Genomic DNA, 13,101 nt, shown 5'->3' with positions numbered 1-13,101 from the left:
GGGCAGCCGTCGCCTAGCGCCTACGCGAGGCCGCCCAACGACGACGGAGCTTGTGCAGCAACGGCATGAGCCCGTAGATCACGATGGGAACGGCGATCGTCACGGTGATGATCGTGCGCGGGACCACGGGAATCCCGGCCATCAGCGGGCCCAGCAGCAGGTTGATCGCCAGGAGAGTCGGAGCCACAGCGATCCAGATCATCAGAGCGAGCGTGTGCTGGCTCGGCGGCCGCGGGGCGTCGGGGGCGTCGGGGACGTCGGGGACGTCGGGCACGAATGTGCGCTTCATGTGGTGTCCGCCTCTCTGCTCAGCGCGACGCGAGGAGCTCGCCGCGGACATCGACGTCGACGAGATCCGCGTTGACGTCCATCGCGACCGCGTTGGCGTGGCCGGCGGCGGTGATCACCTGTCCGCGTGGATCCACGAGGTTGCCGGTGACCCAGACTCCCGGCACGGAGGTGCGTCCCGAAGCGTCGAGGTGTGCGAAGCCCGCGCCATCGATGACGCCTCCGAGAGCCGCGACGAGCTCGGTGCGGGGGCGGGACTCCGGCCGGACGAACACGGCATCGACGGGGACCACGTCGCCGCTCTCGAGTCTCACTCCATGGAAGCGCTCCCGGTCGAGAAGCAGTTCCGCGATCCGTCCGTCCTGCACGCGGATGCCCCGGACGCGGAGCAGACGCGCGTCCTCCTCCGAGAGGGCGCACCCGTTGGCGAAGTAGGTGAGATCGGACGACCACTGCCGGAGGAGGATCGCGTGCTTCACGGCACCCGGAACGCCCCCGAAGACGGCCAAGGATCCGTCCCCGACCTCGTAGCCGTGGCAATAGGGGCAATGCAGAAGGAAGCGCCCCCAGGCCTCGCGGGCCCCGGGGACGTCGGGCAGCACATCCTCGACGCCCGTCGCGAGGATGATCCGGCGGGCGGCGATCTCGGCCCCCTCATCGGTCGTGAGCACGAATCCCTCCTCGGCGTCGCCGGTCGCCGACGCGACCTGGTTCGGGACCAGGCGCACCCCGTAGGACGTGATCTCCTCGCGTCCGATCTCCAGAAGACGTGAGGGCGGAAAGCCGTCGCGCGAGAGGAAGCCGTGCATGTGCGCGGCAGGGGCGTTGCGCGGTGCGCCGCCGTCGAGGAGCACGACGGAACGGCGGGAGCGGGCGAGCACGAGTGCGGCGCTCAGCCCGGCGGCCCCGCCGCCGATGATCGCGGTGTCGAACAGTTCTCGGGTCATGGGACCAGGTTTGCAGCGGTGCTTCGAGATGGCAATCTTGCTTGCGGAAACCGCAAAAGGCTGGTGTTCTTGTCCTCGTGAACACGAACGCAGATCTCGCGACCGCGTTGGACGGGATCGGGCCCCGCCTCCAGCGGATCCGCACGGGCCGCGGGCTCACCCTCGCCGAGGTCGCGGAGCTCGCCGGCACCTCCGCGAGCACCGTCTCGCGCCTGGAGAGCGGCTTACGCCGGCCCAGCCTCGAGCTGCTCTTCCCCCTGGCCCGCGCGTACGGGATGAGTCTGGACGACCTCGTCGGCGCTCCCGAATTCGGCGATCCGCGTGTGCGGCTGCGCCCACGGCGCAGGAACGGGCGCGTCGTGATCCCGCTGAGCCGCAACCCTGGCGGCGTGCAGGCGTGGAAGGTCGTGATGCCCGTCGAGGAGGGCCCCGGCGTCCTGCGGACGCATGACGGATCCGAGTGGATCTACGTCCTGAGCGGGCGGATCCGCCTCATCGTCGGCAAGAGGGACCTCGTGCTCAGCCAGGGCGAGGTCGCGGACTTCGACACCCGTACTCCGCACTGGTTCGGGGCCACGGGCGACGCGCCCGCAGAGATCCTCAGTCTCTTCGACCGGAACGGCGCGCGCGTGCACATCCCCGAGGCGAGCGACACGAGCGACGGGGCGACCGCTCCCTGAGCGCGGCCGGCGGCGGCTGACCCTGGCAGCCATCCGCCCGCCCGGGCACACGCGTCGCTCCGTCCACGTCCTCAGCCGGCGGCCTCCGTCAGCCGGGCCGAGACCGTGCGCAGCGCTGTACGCACTTCCTCTCCTTCCAGCACCTCGAAGCGAATCCCCGAGGCTCCGAGGTACAGCGCGAACTCCTCGGGCGAGCGGGATCCCGCAACGAGGATGCTCGTCTCCTCCGCCTCCGCGGTCACGACCGCGACCGTGGCGTCGAACCGGCGGCGCACCTCCGTCGCAGAGGCGTGCATGCGCACCCGCGCGCGGTAGCGGTAGGGCGCGGTCGTGATGCTGTGCGCCGTGAACTCCCGCAGCGCCTCCTCCGGGATCTCCCGGACGGGGAAGTCCTCCCGCAGCATCAGTGACCGCCGGATCCGGTCGATCCGCAGCGTGCGCCACGCATCGTGCTCAGGATCCCGCGCGACGAGGTACCAGCGCCGCACGGTGTGCACGATGCGGTGCGGCTCGATGATCCGCTGCACGGCGGCGCCGTCGTGGCGGGTGTAATCGACGCGGAGACGCTGGCGGACGTCGATCGCGGTGGCGATCGCCGCCACGATCCCGGGGTCCACGGCGCCCTCCGCATCGGCCGTTGGATCCAGCGGCACCAGGGCCCGCTCGACCTCGGCGATGCGGGTGCGTGCCGCGAAGGAGAGGGACTGCTCGAGCTTCGCGAGCGCGCGCCCCGCGGCCTCCTCCATCCCGGTGACGACGCTGTTCGCGGCGGCGCGCAGACCCACGGCGATCGCGATCGACTCGTCGTCGGACAGGGTCAACGGCGGCACGCTGGCGCCCGGCCCCAGCCGATACCCGCCGTGTCGCCCACGCGTGGCGTCGATGCCGTACCCGAGCTCGCGGAGGTCGTCGATGTCGCGGCGCAGGGTGCGATCGCTCACCTCCAGCCGCTCGCGCAGCTCGGCGCCGCTCCATTCGCGGCGGATCTGCAGGAGAGAGAGGAGGGCGAGAGTGCGTCCGGTCGTGCGGGTCATGGTCTCAGCTTCCTTTGCTTTCCGGTCATATTGTGACCGTTATGGGCGAGAACCTGAAGTCATGAACGAAGACCAGAACGAGTCCGCCATCCTCCCCTTCCGCGTCGAAATCGCCGAGAGCGTCCTCGACGATCTCCGTTCCCGGCTCCGCACCGCACGCTTCCCGGCACCGCTGCCCGGAGACGGCTGGCGCGACGGCGTACCCGTTGCGGTGCTCCAGGACCTCGTCACACGGTGGGGGCGCCACGACTGGCGAGCCACCGAGGAGCGCCTCAACGCCCTCCCGCAGATCGTCACCCGCATCGACGGGCAGACCATCCACGCCGTGCACGTGCGCTCCCCGCATCCCGGAGCGACGCCGATCCTGCTCATGCACGGCTGGCCCGGTTCCTTCCTGGAGTTCGAAGGCCTCATCGGATCGCTGACGGATCCGGTCGCGCACGGCGGCGACGCGGCCGACGCCTTCGACGTGATCATTCCTTCGCATCCCGGGTTCGGATTCTCGACGCCGCTGGAGGACGCGGGCTGGACGATCGAGCGGACCGCACGCGCGTTCCTGGAGCTCATGTCCCGTCTCGGATACGACCGCTTCGCAGCGCAGGGCGGCGACCACGGAGCGGCCGTGGCACCAGAACTGGCACGTCTTGCTCCCGAACGCGTGATCGGAGTGCATGTCAATGGCTCCCTCGGCGGGTCGTTCCTCGGCGAGGTCGATGACGAGACCGCGGCCCGGCTCACCCCTCTCGAGCAGGACCGACTGCGTCGCGTCGCGGAGTTCATGCAGCGCGAGTTCGGCTACATCGCGATCCAGGGCACCCGGCCCGGTCTCATCGGCGAGATGACCGCAGACAGCCCTGTCGCCCAGTTCGCGTGGATCTACGACAAGCTCCAGGCCTGGACCCACCCCGCCGAGCGGGATGCGGTGGACGTGCTCGGCGAGCGCTTCGTGTTCGACAACGCGTCGCTGTATTGGTTCACGGCGAGCGGTGGATCATCCGCAGCCCTCACCTACGCGCTGAACACCGCATGGGAGGCGCCGAAGCCGAGCTCCGGCGTGCCGACCGCCGTGATCGCGTTCGCCCACGACATCGGCCTGCGGTTCGCCGAGGAGCAGCATCACCGCATCGTGCGCTGGACGGACATCGAGGACCGCGGCGGGCACTTCGCGGCCATGGAGGAGCCGGAGCTGCTCACCGACGACATCCGCGCGTTCTTCGGATCCCTGCGGGGGTGACCCTCGGCGGCCCTGCGGAAGCCGATGTCAGGCCACCGCTCCCCGCGCTCAGGCTTCCGGCGCGGGCTCTTGCGCGGGCGTTGGCGGCATCGGGATCGCGACGGTCGTCGCGGAGGTCGGTGCACCCAGCCCGAGTGCGAGCGGATCTGCGACGGGCGCCTCCGGAAGGTCGGTCGCCTCATTCCGGTCCAGCGGCTCTCCGGGCAGTGCTGCCCAGGGGGCCTTCTCCTCCGGCTTCTGCGTGAACATGCCCATGCGTCCATTGTGCGCCCGCCGGCACACGAGCGGGTCGTCGTTCTCGCGGCGGCGACTCCGCGAGACACCAGATTCTGCGCGAGACACCAGCACTGACGCGGTGTCTCGCGCAGAACGTGGTGTCTCACGATTCGCGCCTCACCCGCGCCAGAGCGTCGCCCTGGCCGACACCCGTGGAACGTCCGGCACCAGCACGGCGAGCACCCGGACGAACGTCGTCATCCAGACCAGGCCCAGCCCGACCGCGATCGCCTCGAGCCCGGTCGAGGAGTACAGCCGGACCGGAATGTGCAGCAGCACGGCCGCCGCCAGCAGCACTCCGAGCCCGATCGTGGCGACCAGCAGTGCGAGAGGTGGCCCGGGCAGGGCCTTCGTCGACATCGCCGCGGCGAGCGCGAACAGCACGAGCGTTCCGATCGCCGCGATCCAGTGCACGATCCGGTTGAACTCGATCGGCACGAAGCCCACGACCGCCAGCGCGACGCCCGTGGCGCCCCAGAGGGCGACCACGACGGCGATCCCGCGCAAGGCATGGTCGCCGCGCAGACGGTGCAGGTCGCGGCCGATGTACGTGCCGACCGTCGCGAACAGCAGCCCTGCCACGACGAGCGTGCCGTTGAACGCCCAGCCTCGGGCGCCGAGGCCGAGCTGCGAGAAGTTCTGCTGCCACCACAGCGGATCCGCCGCTGTCGCCATCGCGAACAGCGTGCCGATCGTGAGGAAGCCGAACAGCAGCGCCGCCAGATCCCGCGTGCGGATGCCCACCCCCGCCGTGTAGGCGAAGCGCCCGCCGATCGCCGACGCCACCCCCGCGATGAGGGCGCCGCCCAGCGCCGGCGCCCGGAAGTCGTGCAGGCCGGCACCGAAGACGAGCCCGCCCAGCAGCACCCCGAACGCGGTCACCGCCGCGAAGGCGACGGTCAGCGCGATCGCGGAGGCATGCGAGATCGTCGTCTGCCACGGCGGCATCTGCTGTCCCCCTCAGTGGACGCCAGGGGGTCCGCTGAGGGGGACGACTCGAGAGTAGGGAGGGCCGCCTCAACCGCGGACGGTGCCCGCTCCGCCGTGCATCTCGCCACGGAGGGGCCAACGTCCGTTGTGCTGGCGGAACTCGTTCGCGCGCAGCAGCGGCGAGATGTCGAACAGGCGCGGATTCAGGCGCAGCCGCGGACCGGACGAACCCCGCACGGTGAGCCGGAACTGCCCGCCGGATGCCCGGACCGAGAAGTCGGTGATATCGGCATAAGCGATCACGCCCTCGCGGCCCCACACGGTACGAAATGCGATCTCGTCGACGCGGGGCTCGACGTAGAAATTGCGGTAGATCATGAGGAGGGCCACGCCGGCCAGGGCGATCGCGACCGACGCGATCCGCAGCGGCCACAGCATGCCGTCGGTGTTCTTCTCCGTGAAGGAGGCCAGCCCCATCAGCCCGCCGATAGCCACGAACAGAGCGCCCACGATCGGGACGAGCAGCGGCATGCGCTGCCGCACGGGTCCCACGGAGCGGCGCCCGCGCATCCTCGACACGGCTGCCGCCACGAGGATCAAGACGGCCAGCACGATGAGGACCTTCACCACGACCGCGGACACCTCTTGACGGTACCGCCTCGCGGCCCCGGCGAAATCCCCGACTGCCAGCCAGAGTCCGTACCGAACTCAGGAGATCCCGGCCGGATCCACTCCAAAAAGGGACGGAACGACCAGGATCTCCTGAGTTTCGAACGCCGTCAGGCCAGGACCAGGTCCTCCATGCGGGCGTATGAGGCCTCCATGCCGTCGACCATGCCCGTCGCGAGGATCATGTCACGGCTCTCGAGGTCGGGATACTCGACGAGGAGGGTGATCAGGGTCGCCCCGTCCTCCTCATAGAGGTTGAGGTCGTTCAGCGTGACCGGGCCGTCGGTGCCCTGCATCTTCTCCGTGGTGACGGCGCGACGCGGGGCTTCGACGAGCAGCGCCTCACCCTCGAACCCGAACGCCTGACCAGGGGTATCCCCGACCGGGGCCCACGAGCTGCGGTAGGTCTGACCGGGCTCGGTCGCGACCGTGCACTCGGTCATCTCCCACCCGTCGGGCCCGAGCAGCCATTGCTTCATGAGCTCCGGCTCGTAGTGCGCGCGCCAGACCAGCTCGCGCGGCCCCTCGACCAGCCGCGTGATGCGCACATGGGTGTCGTCGAGCAGTTCGAGACGGGTGCCCTTGCCCTGGGCGTAGTCGCGCAGATCCTGCAGCACCGTGTCGAGCTGGCTCATCGCCATCTTCGTGCCCTCGATCACGCCCATCGCGACGACCTGCTCGAGCGCCTCGGCCGAGTCGAAGTGGCTGGTGCCGACCATGCGCGTGCCCTCGGCGGTCGGCGAGAACTCCAGCGTCATCCGCATCGCCGGGAGGTCGTCGATGGGCTGGCCCCCGTCGTCCACGAACGAGTCGAGCACCTCGAACAGCGTGGGCGCCTCGATCCGGGTGAACTCCCACCGCCCCGACGACTTCTCGCCGCGCGGGCCATCAAGGTGGTACTGCGCGATGCCGCCGACGGTGTGGTCGAAGGCGGTGAAGGTGGCCGGCCATCCGGGCGGGCCCCAGAAACGCTCGAGCTGGCGCGGGTCGGAGTACGCCGCCCAAACCCGCTCCACCGGGGCGGCGAAGTCGGCGTGGATCGTCAGCGTCAGGTTCTCGGGATCGGTGGTCACGTCGGTGACGGGCATGTCACCCTCCTTCTGTGTCGGTCAGGTGGTGGTGGATCCGCGCGGTGCGGATCCAGGATCGGAGTCATTGTCGGCATCGGAGTCCTCGGCGAGCAGGTCGTCGAGGCGGGCGATACGGCTTCGCCACAGGTCCTCGTAGCGGGCCAGCAGTGCTCGGGCGCGCGCGATCATCTCGGGGTTCGCGCGGACCAGCCGCTCGCGTCCCTCGGCGCGCTTGACGATGAGCTCGGCCGCCTCCAGCACGGCGACGTGCTTCTGCACAGCCGCGAACGACATGTCGTAGTCGCGGGCGAGCTCGGAGACCGATCGCTCGGCTTCGACGGTGCGGCGCAGGATGTCGCGCCGCGTGCTCGCCGCGAGGGCCTGGAACACACGGTCGATCTGTTCATCGCTCAGTTCGTTTCGTACAACCATTTGGTTGTAGATTACGACGGCTGGATCCGGGTGTCAAGAGCGGCGTTGTCGGATCTGCGACGGGTCGAGCGCCAGGACGCCGAACGGGCGGGGAGCGCCGCCTCCGGCACTCCCCGCCCGTTGGGCGGAACAGACGCTAGGCCCGCGGCGGGTTCAGCGGCAGCCACTCCTCGAGCGTGGTCGTGAAGAGGCGTGCCCCGTCGAGCGGGATCAGCGTCCGCTCCTCGATCTGCGCGCCGTAGTAGGGCGCCGTGTCGTCACGGACGACGGTCCGCGGGTCATGACGGAACGCGAGGGCGCGGCGGGCGAACTCGTCCATGCCGAAGGCCTCGGGACCCGCGATCTCGATGTCGCCGACGGGCTCGCCGGCGGCAGCCTGCGCGACGGCGGTCGCGACGTCCTCCGCGGCGATCGGCTGGATCAGCGCGCCGGGAAGCGTGACCGTGTCTCCCGCGGTGGAGATGTCCGCGATGCTGCCGACGAACTCGAAGAACTGCGTGGCGTGCACGAGCGAGTAGCCGATGCCGGCCTCGCGGATCAGCTTCTCCTGAGCAGTCTTCGCCGCGAAGTAGGGGATGTTCTGCGGGCGGTTCGTGCCGACGATCGTCAGGGCCACGTGATGGCCGACGCCGGCCGCGGCTTCCGCGGCGAGCAGGTTGCGCGTGGAGGTGGTGAAGAACTCCAGCACATCGGCGGGCGCGAACGAGGGCGAGTTCGACACGTCCACGACGACGTCCGCACCCTCCAACACCTCGGCGAGCCCTTCCCCGGTGAGGGAGTTCACGCCCGTGTTGGGTGATGCGGCGATGGCCTCGTGGCCGTGCGCGCTGAGCTTCGCGACCACCTTCGAGCCGATGAGGCCGGTGCCTCCGATGACGACGATCCTTGCCATGTCCAAGCCTTTCGCGGGGGGATGAGACGCCGGTTCCGGTGCTCATAGGGATGACCGGCCAGCGGGGCCGGTTGTGACGAGACCCGCTCCATCCGTCACAGATCCCGGCGATCAGCGGTCAGAGCTGGTGGGGCCGGCATTGCCGGAGGCCCGCCCGGCAGAGGAGAGTGAGACCGTGGCAATGAACGTTGAGGCCGAGAGCCTGGAGAGCGCCGCGGAGGCGTTCGCCGCCCAGCGGCGGCGACTGTTCGGCATCGCGTATCGGATGGTGGGCACGGTCGCGGATGCGGAGGACATCGTCCAGGAGACGTGGATCCGCTGGCAGGGCGCCGACCGGGCTTCCGTGCAGGAGCCGGCCGCCTTCCTCACCACCGTCGCCACGAGACTCTCGATCAACGTGCTGCAGTCGGCGCGCGCGAAGCGGGAGACCTACATCGGCCCGTGGCTGCCCGAACCGGTGAACACCGACGACGATCCGGCTCTGGGGGCGGAGCGCGCCGAGGCGCTGCAGTTCGCGATCCTGCTGACGCTGGAGAAGCTCACCCCGACCGAGCGCGCCGCGTACATCCTGCGCGAGGCGTTCGACTATCCGTACCCGCGCATCGCCGAGATCATCTCCTCGAGCGTGGTCGGCGCTCGCCAGCTGGTCAGCCGCGCACGTTCCCACCTCGCATCGGATCGGCAGGTCACCGTGGATCCGGGACACCAGCGCCGGTTGCTCGAAGCCTTCCTGGTCGCCGCCCAGCAGGGCGATGCACAGGCCCTCGAGAAGCTGTTCGCGGACGACGTGGTGAGCTACACCGACGGCAACGGCGTCAAGCTCGCCGCCCGCATTCCGGTGATCGGCCGGGGCCGGGTCGCCAAATTCGTGGCCGCGTTCGCGCATCACTTCTGGATCGGCAAGTCGATCGGATGGGTCGAGGTCAACGGCCAGCCCGCCGCGGCTCTCGTCCAGGACGGGGAGGTCACCACGCTCGTGACCGTGACGACGTCCGCCGAGGGCATCGCACAACTGCTGTGGGTGATGAGCCCCGACAAGCTCGGCACCGTGACCGCGGCTGTCGCATGAGCGGGGGCAACCGCCCTGCGTGGTTGCATCGACGAGGCCGAGGCGCCGCGGACCGGGCTCTTCTGGAGGAGCTCGCGATCGCGCTCCTGACCGGCGCCGAGTCGAGTGCGCGGGCATTGCTGCATCGCGACGTGGTGATGCTCATCGACAGCGGCGGGATCGCCTCGGCAGCGACGACTCCACTCACCGGGCCGAGCCAGGTGGCGGCGGCGCTGCGCACGCTGACGACCGCCGAGACCTCGATCACGGCGGCGTCCATCAACGGCACGCCAGGGCTCGTGCTGGCCCGCGGCGGCCTCGTGGTGGGGGCGGTCACGGCGGAGATGCGTCGACGGCTGCTGACGAGCGTCTGGGTGGTGTGCAGCCCCGAGAAGCTGCGGCACTGGAATAGGCGGTGACGGGGCGAGACACCTGTCCTGGCGCGAGCACCCCGGATGAACTGGGACGACCTCCACGACCGCCTCATCCGGACGATGAGGCACGGGCGGCTGTCGCCTACGCTTGCCTCATGAGCGCGGCGCCATCCCCCGTCAATCCCGCGCGGCGCAAGCCGCCCGAGGATCGCCGACAGGAGATCATCGACGCGGCGTGCAGTATCGCCCTCTCCGACGGACTGAGCGGCGTGACCGCGCGTCGCGTCGCGAGTTTCGTCGGCGTCGGCTCGGGGCTCGTGACCCACTACTTCAGCGGGATCGACGAGCTCGTCGGCGCCGCCTTCTCCCAGGTCGTCACGGCGGAACGAGAGGCGATCGCGACCCGGGTCGCCGAGCTTCCGACAGCGACGGAACGACTGCGCGAGACGATCGCCGCCTATACGACTCCTACCCGCGATCCACTGGGGCTGCTCTGGCTCGACGCCTGGCGACAGGCGGCCGATCGTCCGGCGGTCCGCACGGCCGTGGTCCAGCAGATGGAACTCGACCTCGCCGATATGAAGGACACGATCGAGGCGGGCGCCTCCTCCGGCGAATTCGACCTGCAGGACCCGTCCGCGGTGGTGGCGATGCGCGTCCTCGCCCTCCTCGACGGGCAGGTCGCGGCCTCCGCGGTCCGAGGCGCCCTGGTCGATTCGTCCCTCGACTACCCCGCGGTCGAGGGACTACTCACCGCGACGACGGAGCGCGAACTCGGGCTCGCGCCCGGAGCGCTCCACTGACCCGCTCCTGACGCCGCCCCGATCCGCCGACCCGATCCGCCGACCCCGGCATCCCGGCGGTCGCACGGGTGTCCCCGGTCCGCGTTATTGCTCACCTGTGCAACAAGTGCTAGGTTCAGCCCACACCTTATTGCTCATCGGGGCAATAAGAACAGGTCGCAAAGGAGCGGACATGTCGGATCGCACGGTCGTCACCACCGATCGCCCGGGCAGGGTCGAGACCCACGGCGCGGACTACATCCCCGAGGCGGAGCGGCACGGCTCCCCGCGATCTCTGTTCAGCGTGTGGGCCGGGTCCAACATCATCTATCTCTACTTCGTGCTGGGGAGCCTGCTGGTGATCCTCGGCCTTAACCTCTGGCAGGCGCTGGTCGTCATCCTGGCGGGCAACCTGGCGTGGATCGGCGTCGGCTACCTGGCGATCAGCGGCCCGTCATCGGGGAGCCCGAGCGAGGTCATCAGCCGGGCGTTCTACGGCGTCAACGGCAACCGCATCATCCAGATCGTGGTCGGCTGGGTGGTGGGCGTGCTGTACGAGGCGATCAATCTGTCGGTCGGCGCGTTGGCCGGCGTCGCACTCGTTACGCAGTTCTTCGGTTCCGCCCCGCTTCCGCTGCAGGCGGCCATCGTCATCGTCCTCGCCGTCGTCACCTTCACGATCAGCGTTTACGGACACGCGACCATCGTGAAGCTCGCGCCGTGGTTCGCGTGGATCCTGCTGAGCGCGCTTGTGATCCTGGCGTTCTTCGTGCTCTCCCACGCCGACTTCGGATACGAGCCGAAGGGCGGTGTCCTCTCGGGGCCGGCGCTGTGGGCGGTCGCCGCGGCGGGGTTCGGCCTGATCGCGTCGGCGCCGCTCTCCTGGTCCGTCGGCGCGGACTACTCCCGCTATCTGCCGACGAGGACGAGCGCCGGGGCGACCGCGTTCTGGACGGGATTCGGAGGTTTCCTGCCCGCCACAGGCATCGCCGTTCTCGGCGCGCTGGCCGCGACCGCGGTCGACATGAGCAACCCGGAGATCGCGATGGCCCAGCTCGTGCCCTCGTGGTTCTACGTGGTCTTCCTGCTCGTGATCATCGTCGGTTCCGTGTCCAACAACGCGCTCACCGCGTACAGCACGGGGCTCGCCCTCCTGGCGACCGGCATCCCGTGGAAGCGCTCGGTCACCGTGATCTTCGATGCGGTCGTCGCGATCGCGGTAACACTGTATGCGCTGTTCATCTCGAACTTCCTGGACACACTGTCCGGGCTTCTCGAAGTCAGCCTCGCGGTGCTCGCACCGTCGATGGCCATCTACGCGGTGGACATCTTCCTGCGCCGCAACCGCTATGATGGCCCCGCCCTTCAGGACACGTCCCCCGGCAGCCCCTATTGGTTCACCGGCGGATTCCATCTCGGCGGTTTCGGCGCCCTCCTGCTCGGCACGCTGGTCGCCTCGTTCTGCCTGAACACCACGTTCTTTGTAGGCCCCATCGCGCAGGCCCTCGGCGGTGCGGACATCACGGTCTTCGCCGGCGCCCTGGTGGGAGGCAGCCTGTATGCGGCCGCCGAATGGCGTCGCCTCCGCCGCGCCGACCGCGGGACAGGGCTCCTGCCCGCACCTGCATCGACGCTCGATCCGGAGGCCGTCGCGTGACGGGCCTCCCGCCGGTCCCCGTCGCGACCTCCTGGTTCCGACGCGAGCAGGTCGCGCGCGGAATCGAGCGGATCGAGGAGCCGCACGTCCATGAGTTCCTCCGCGCCAACATCTGGCACGTGCGGGGACGAGATCGGGACCTCGTCGTGGACGCGGGCCTGGGTGTCGCCTCTCTACGAGAGCACCTGCCGGACCTCTTCGCCCACGACCCCGTCCTCGTCCTGACGCACGCGCACCTCGACCATGTCGGCTCGGCGCACGAGTTCTCCGATCGGCGCATGCACCGTCTCAGCGCCGTCGACGAACGGACCGCGGCCTCACTGCGAGGGCCCGAGCTCGCAGATCTGCTCGGCCTGGAGGGATTCGGCATGCCCGACCTGCTGATCGAATCGGCGCCGCCCGGCTTCGATCCCGGGGCATATGCGATCCGCCCGGCTCCGATGACGTCTGCGCTCGAGGACGGGGACGTGATCGATCTCGGCGATCGACGCTTCGGCGTTCTGCACCTGCCGGGCCACACCCCGGGGAGCATCTGCTTGTTCGACGAGCACACGGGCGCGCTGTTCAGCGGAGACGTCATCTACGACGACGTCCTGCTCGACGAGCTCCATGAATCCGATATCGAGCAATACGTCGCCAGCATGCGGCGGCTGAGCGCGCTCGCCGTGCGGACCGTCTACCCCGGTCACGGCGATCCGTTCGACGCCCGCCGCATGCGCGAGATCATCTCCGACTACGTGCGCGCACGGACGCCCTGACCCCGTTCACCGCGGACCGATCCGTGACGC

At 69.7% G+C, this 13,101-nt stretch carries 16 protein-coding genes; 7 read left to right on the top strand and 9 right to left on the bottom strand.

The genetic code is table 11. The features are described 5' to 3' along the window. Window positions 1–13: 13 nt before the first annotated feature. Entirely contained in the window at window positions 14–289 is a 276-nt protein-coding gene (locus tag AC1DG4_RS12940) for a hypothetical protein (protein ID WP_477381221.1), read from the bottom strand. A 19-nt stretch (window positions 290–308) separates the two neighbouring features. Further along, the gene (locus AC1DG4_RS12935) at window positions 309–1,235 is read right to left on the bottom strand and encodes an NAD(P)/FAD-dependent oxidoreductase (RefSeq protein WP_477381219.1); all 927 of its coding nucleotides are present in this window, start codon (window positions 1,233–1,235) and stop codon (window positions 309–311) included. A 77-nt stretch (window positions 1,236–1,312) separates the two neighbouring features. Here AC1DG4_RS12935 and AC1DG4_RS12930 point away from each other — a divergent pair, with 77 nt between their 5' ends. Beyond that, window positions 1,313–1,915: a helix-turn-helix domain-containing protein gene (locus tag AC1DG4_RS12930; RefSeq protein ID WP_477381217.1), complete on the top strand. Its 603-nt coding sequence runs from the start codon at window positions 1,313–1,315 to the stop codon at window positions 1,913–1,915. A gap of 71 nt (window positions 1,916–1,986) precedes the next feature. Here AC1DG4_RS12930 and AC1DG4_RS12925 read toward each other — a convergent pair whose 3' ends face one another. Then, complete coding sequence (locus AC1DG4_RS12925) at window positions 1,987–2,949, bottom strand: helix-turn-helix transcriptional regulator (RefSeq protein WP_477381215.1); 963 nt, start codon at window positions 2,947–2,949, stop codon at window positions 1,987–1,989. A 61-nt stretch (window positions 2,950–3,010) separates the two neighbouring features. Here AC1DG4_RS12925 and AC1DG4_RS12920 point away from each other — a divergent pair, with 61 nt between their 5' ends. Next, window positions 3,011–4,183 carry an epoxide hydrolase family protein gene (locus tag AC1DG4_RS12920; RefSeq protein ID WP_477381213.1) on the top strand — a complete coding sequence of 391 codons (1,173 nt, stop codon included), beginning with the start codon at window positions 3,011–3,013 and terminating at the stop codon, window positions 4,181–4,183. 48 nt (window positions 4,184–4,231) lie between these two features. On the opposite strand, the gene AC1DG4_RS12915 is transcribed toward AC1DG4_RS12920, so the two are convergent. The 6 genes from AC1DG4_RS12915 to AC1DG4_RS12890 all read right to left on the bottom strand — a co-directional run bounded on the left by AC1DG4_RS12915 (window position 4,232) and on the right by AC1DG4_RS12890 (window position 8,452). Then, window positions 4,232–4,438: a hypothetical protein gene (locus AC1DG4_RS12915; protein ID WP_477381211.1), complete on the bottom strand. Its 207-nt coding sequence runs from the start codon at window positions 4,436–4,438 to the stop codon at window positions 4,232–4,234. 138 nt (window positions 4,439–4,576) lie between these two features. Next, window positions 4,577–5,407 (bottom strand): DUF998 domain-containing protein, encoded by an 831-nt coding sequence (locus AC1DG4_RS12910; RefSeq protein ID WP_477421266.1) that lies wholly within the window; start codon window positions 5,405–5,407, stop codon window positions 4,577–4,579. 69 nt (window positions 5,408–5,476) lie between these two features. Then, window positions 5,477–6,031, bottom strand: a complete 555-nt coding sequence (locus AC1DG4_RS12905; protein ID WP_477381207.1) for a hypothetical protein — start codon at window positions 6,029–6,031, stop codon at window positions 5,477–5,479. Window positions 6,032–6,168: 137 nt separating this feature from the next. After that, window positions 6,169–7,146, bottom strand: a complete 978-nt coding sequence (locus tag AC1DG4_RS12900) for an SRPBCC family protein (RefSeq protein ID WP_477381205.1) — start codon at window positions 7,144–7,146, stop codon at window positions 6,169–6,171. A gap of 21 nt (window positions 7,147–7,167) precedes the next feature. Continuing rightward, a complete protein-coding gene (locus tag AC1DG4_RS12895) occupies window positions 7,168–7,560 on the bottom strand; it encodes an ArsR/SmtB family transcription factor (protein WP_477381203.1) in 393 nt (130 codons plus the stop codon). A 136-nt stretch (window positions 7,561–7,696) separates the two neighbouring features. Then, window positions 7,697–8,452, bottom strand: a complete 756-nt coding sequence (locus AC1DG4_RS12890) for an SDR family oxidoreductase (protein ID WP_477381201.1) — start codon at window positions 8,450–8,452, stop codon at window positions 7,697–7,699. 181 nt (window positions 8,453–8,633) lie between these two features. On the opposite strand from AC1DG4_RS12890, the gene AC1DG4_RS12885 reads away from it, so the two are divergent. From AC1DG4_RS12885 to AC1DG4_RS12865, 5 genes are all read left to right on the top strand, one after another. Next, window positions 8,634–9,521: an RNA polymerase sigma-70 factor gene (locus tag AC1DG4_RS12885; RefSeq protein ID WP_477381480.1), complete on the top strand. Its 888-nt coding sequence runs from the start codon at window positions 8,634–8,636 to the stop codon at window positions 9,519–9,521. Beyond that, window positions 9,518–9,919: a hypothetical protein gene (locus tag AC1DG4_RS12880; protein WP_477381199.1), complete on the top strand. Its 402-nt coding sequence runs from the start codon at window positions 9,518–9,520 to the stop codon at window positions 9,917–9,919. Before AC1DG4_RS12885 ends, AC1DG4_RS12880 begins: the two co-directional genes overlap by 4 nt. Before the next feature lie 110 nt (window positions 9,920–10,029). Further along, entirely contained in the window at window positions 10,030–10,677 is a 648-nt protein-coding gene (locus tag AC1DG4_RS12875) for a TetR/AcrR family transcriptional regulator (protein ID WP_477381197.1), read from the top strand. 172 nt (window positions 10,678–10,849) lie between these two features. After that, window positions 10,850–12,313 (top strand): purine-cytosine permease family protein, encoded by a 1,464-nt coding sequence (locus tag AC1DG4_RS12870; RefSeq protein ID WP_477381195.1) that lies wholly within the window; start codon window positions 10,850–10,852, stop codon window positions 12,311–12,313. Further along, window positions 12,310–13,071, top strand: coding sequence for an MBL fold metallo-hydrolase (locus AC1DG4_RS12865; protein WP_477381193.1), 762 nt, complete (start codon window positions 12,310–12,312; stop codon window positions 13,069–13,071). The genes AC1DG4_RS12870 and AC1DG4_RS12865 overlap by 4 nt, the downstream gene beginning before the upstream one ends. Window positions 13,072–13,101: the final 30 nt, after the last annotated feature.

This window comes from Microbacterium sp. 05N427, assembly GCF_056397105.1.
The sequence above is the reverse complement of the archived record's forward strand: the minus strand, read 5'-3'. Positions and strand labels throughout refer to the sequence as shown.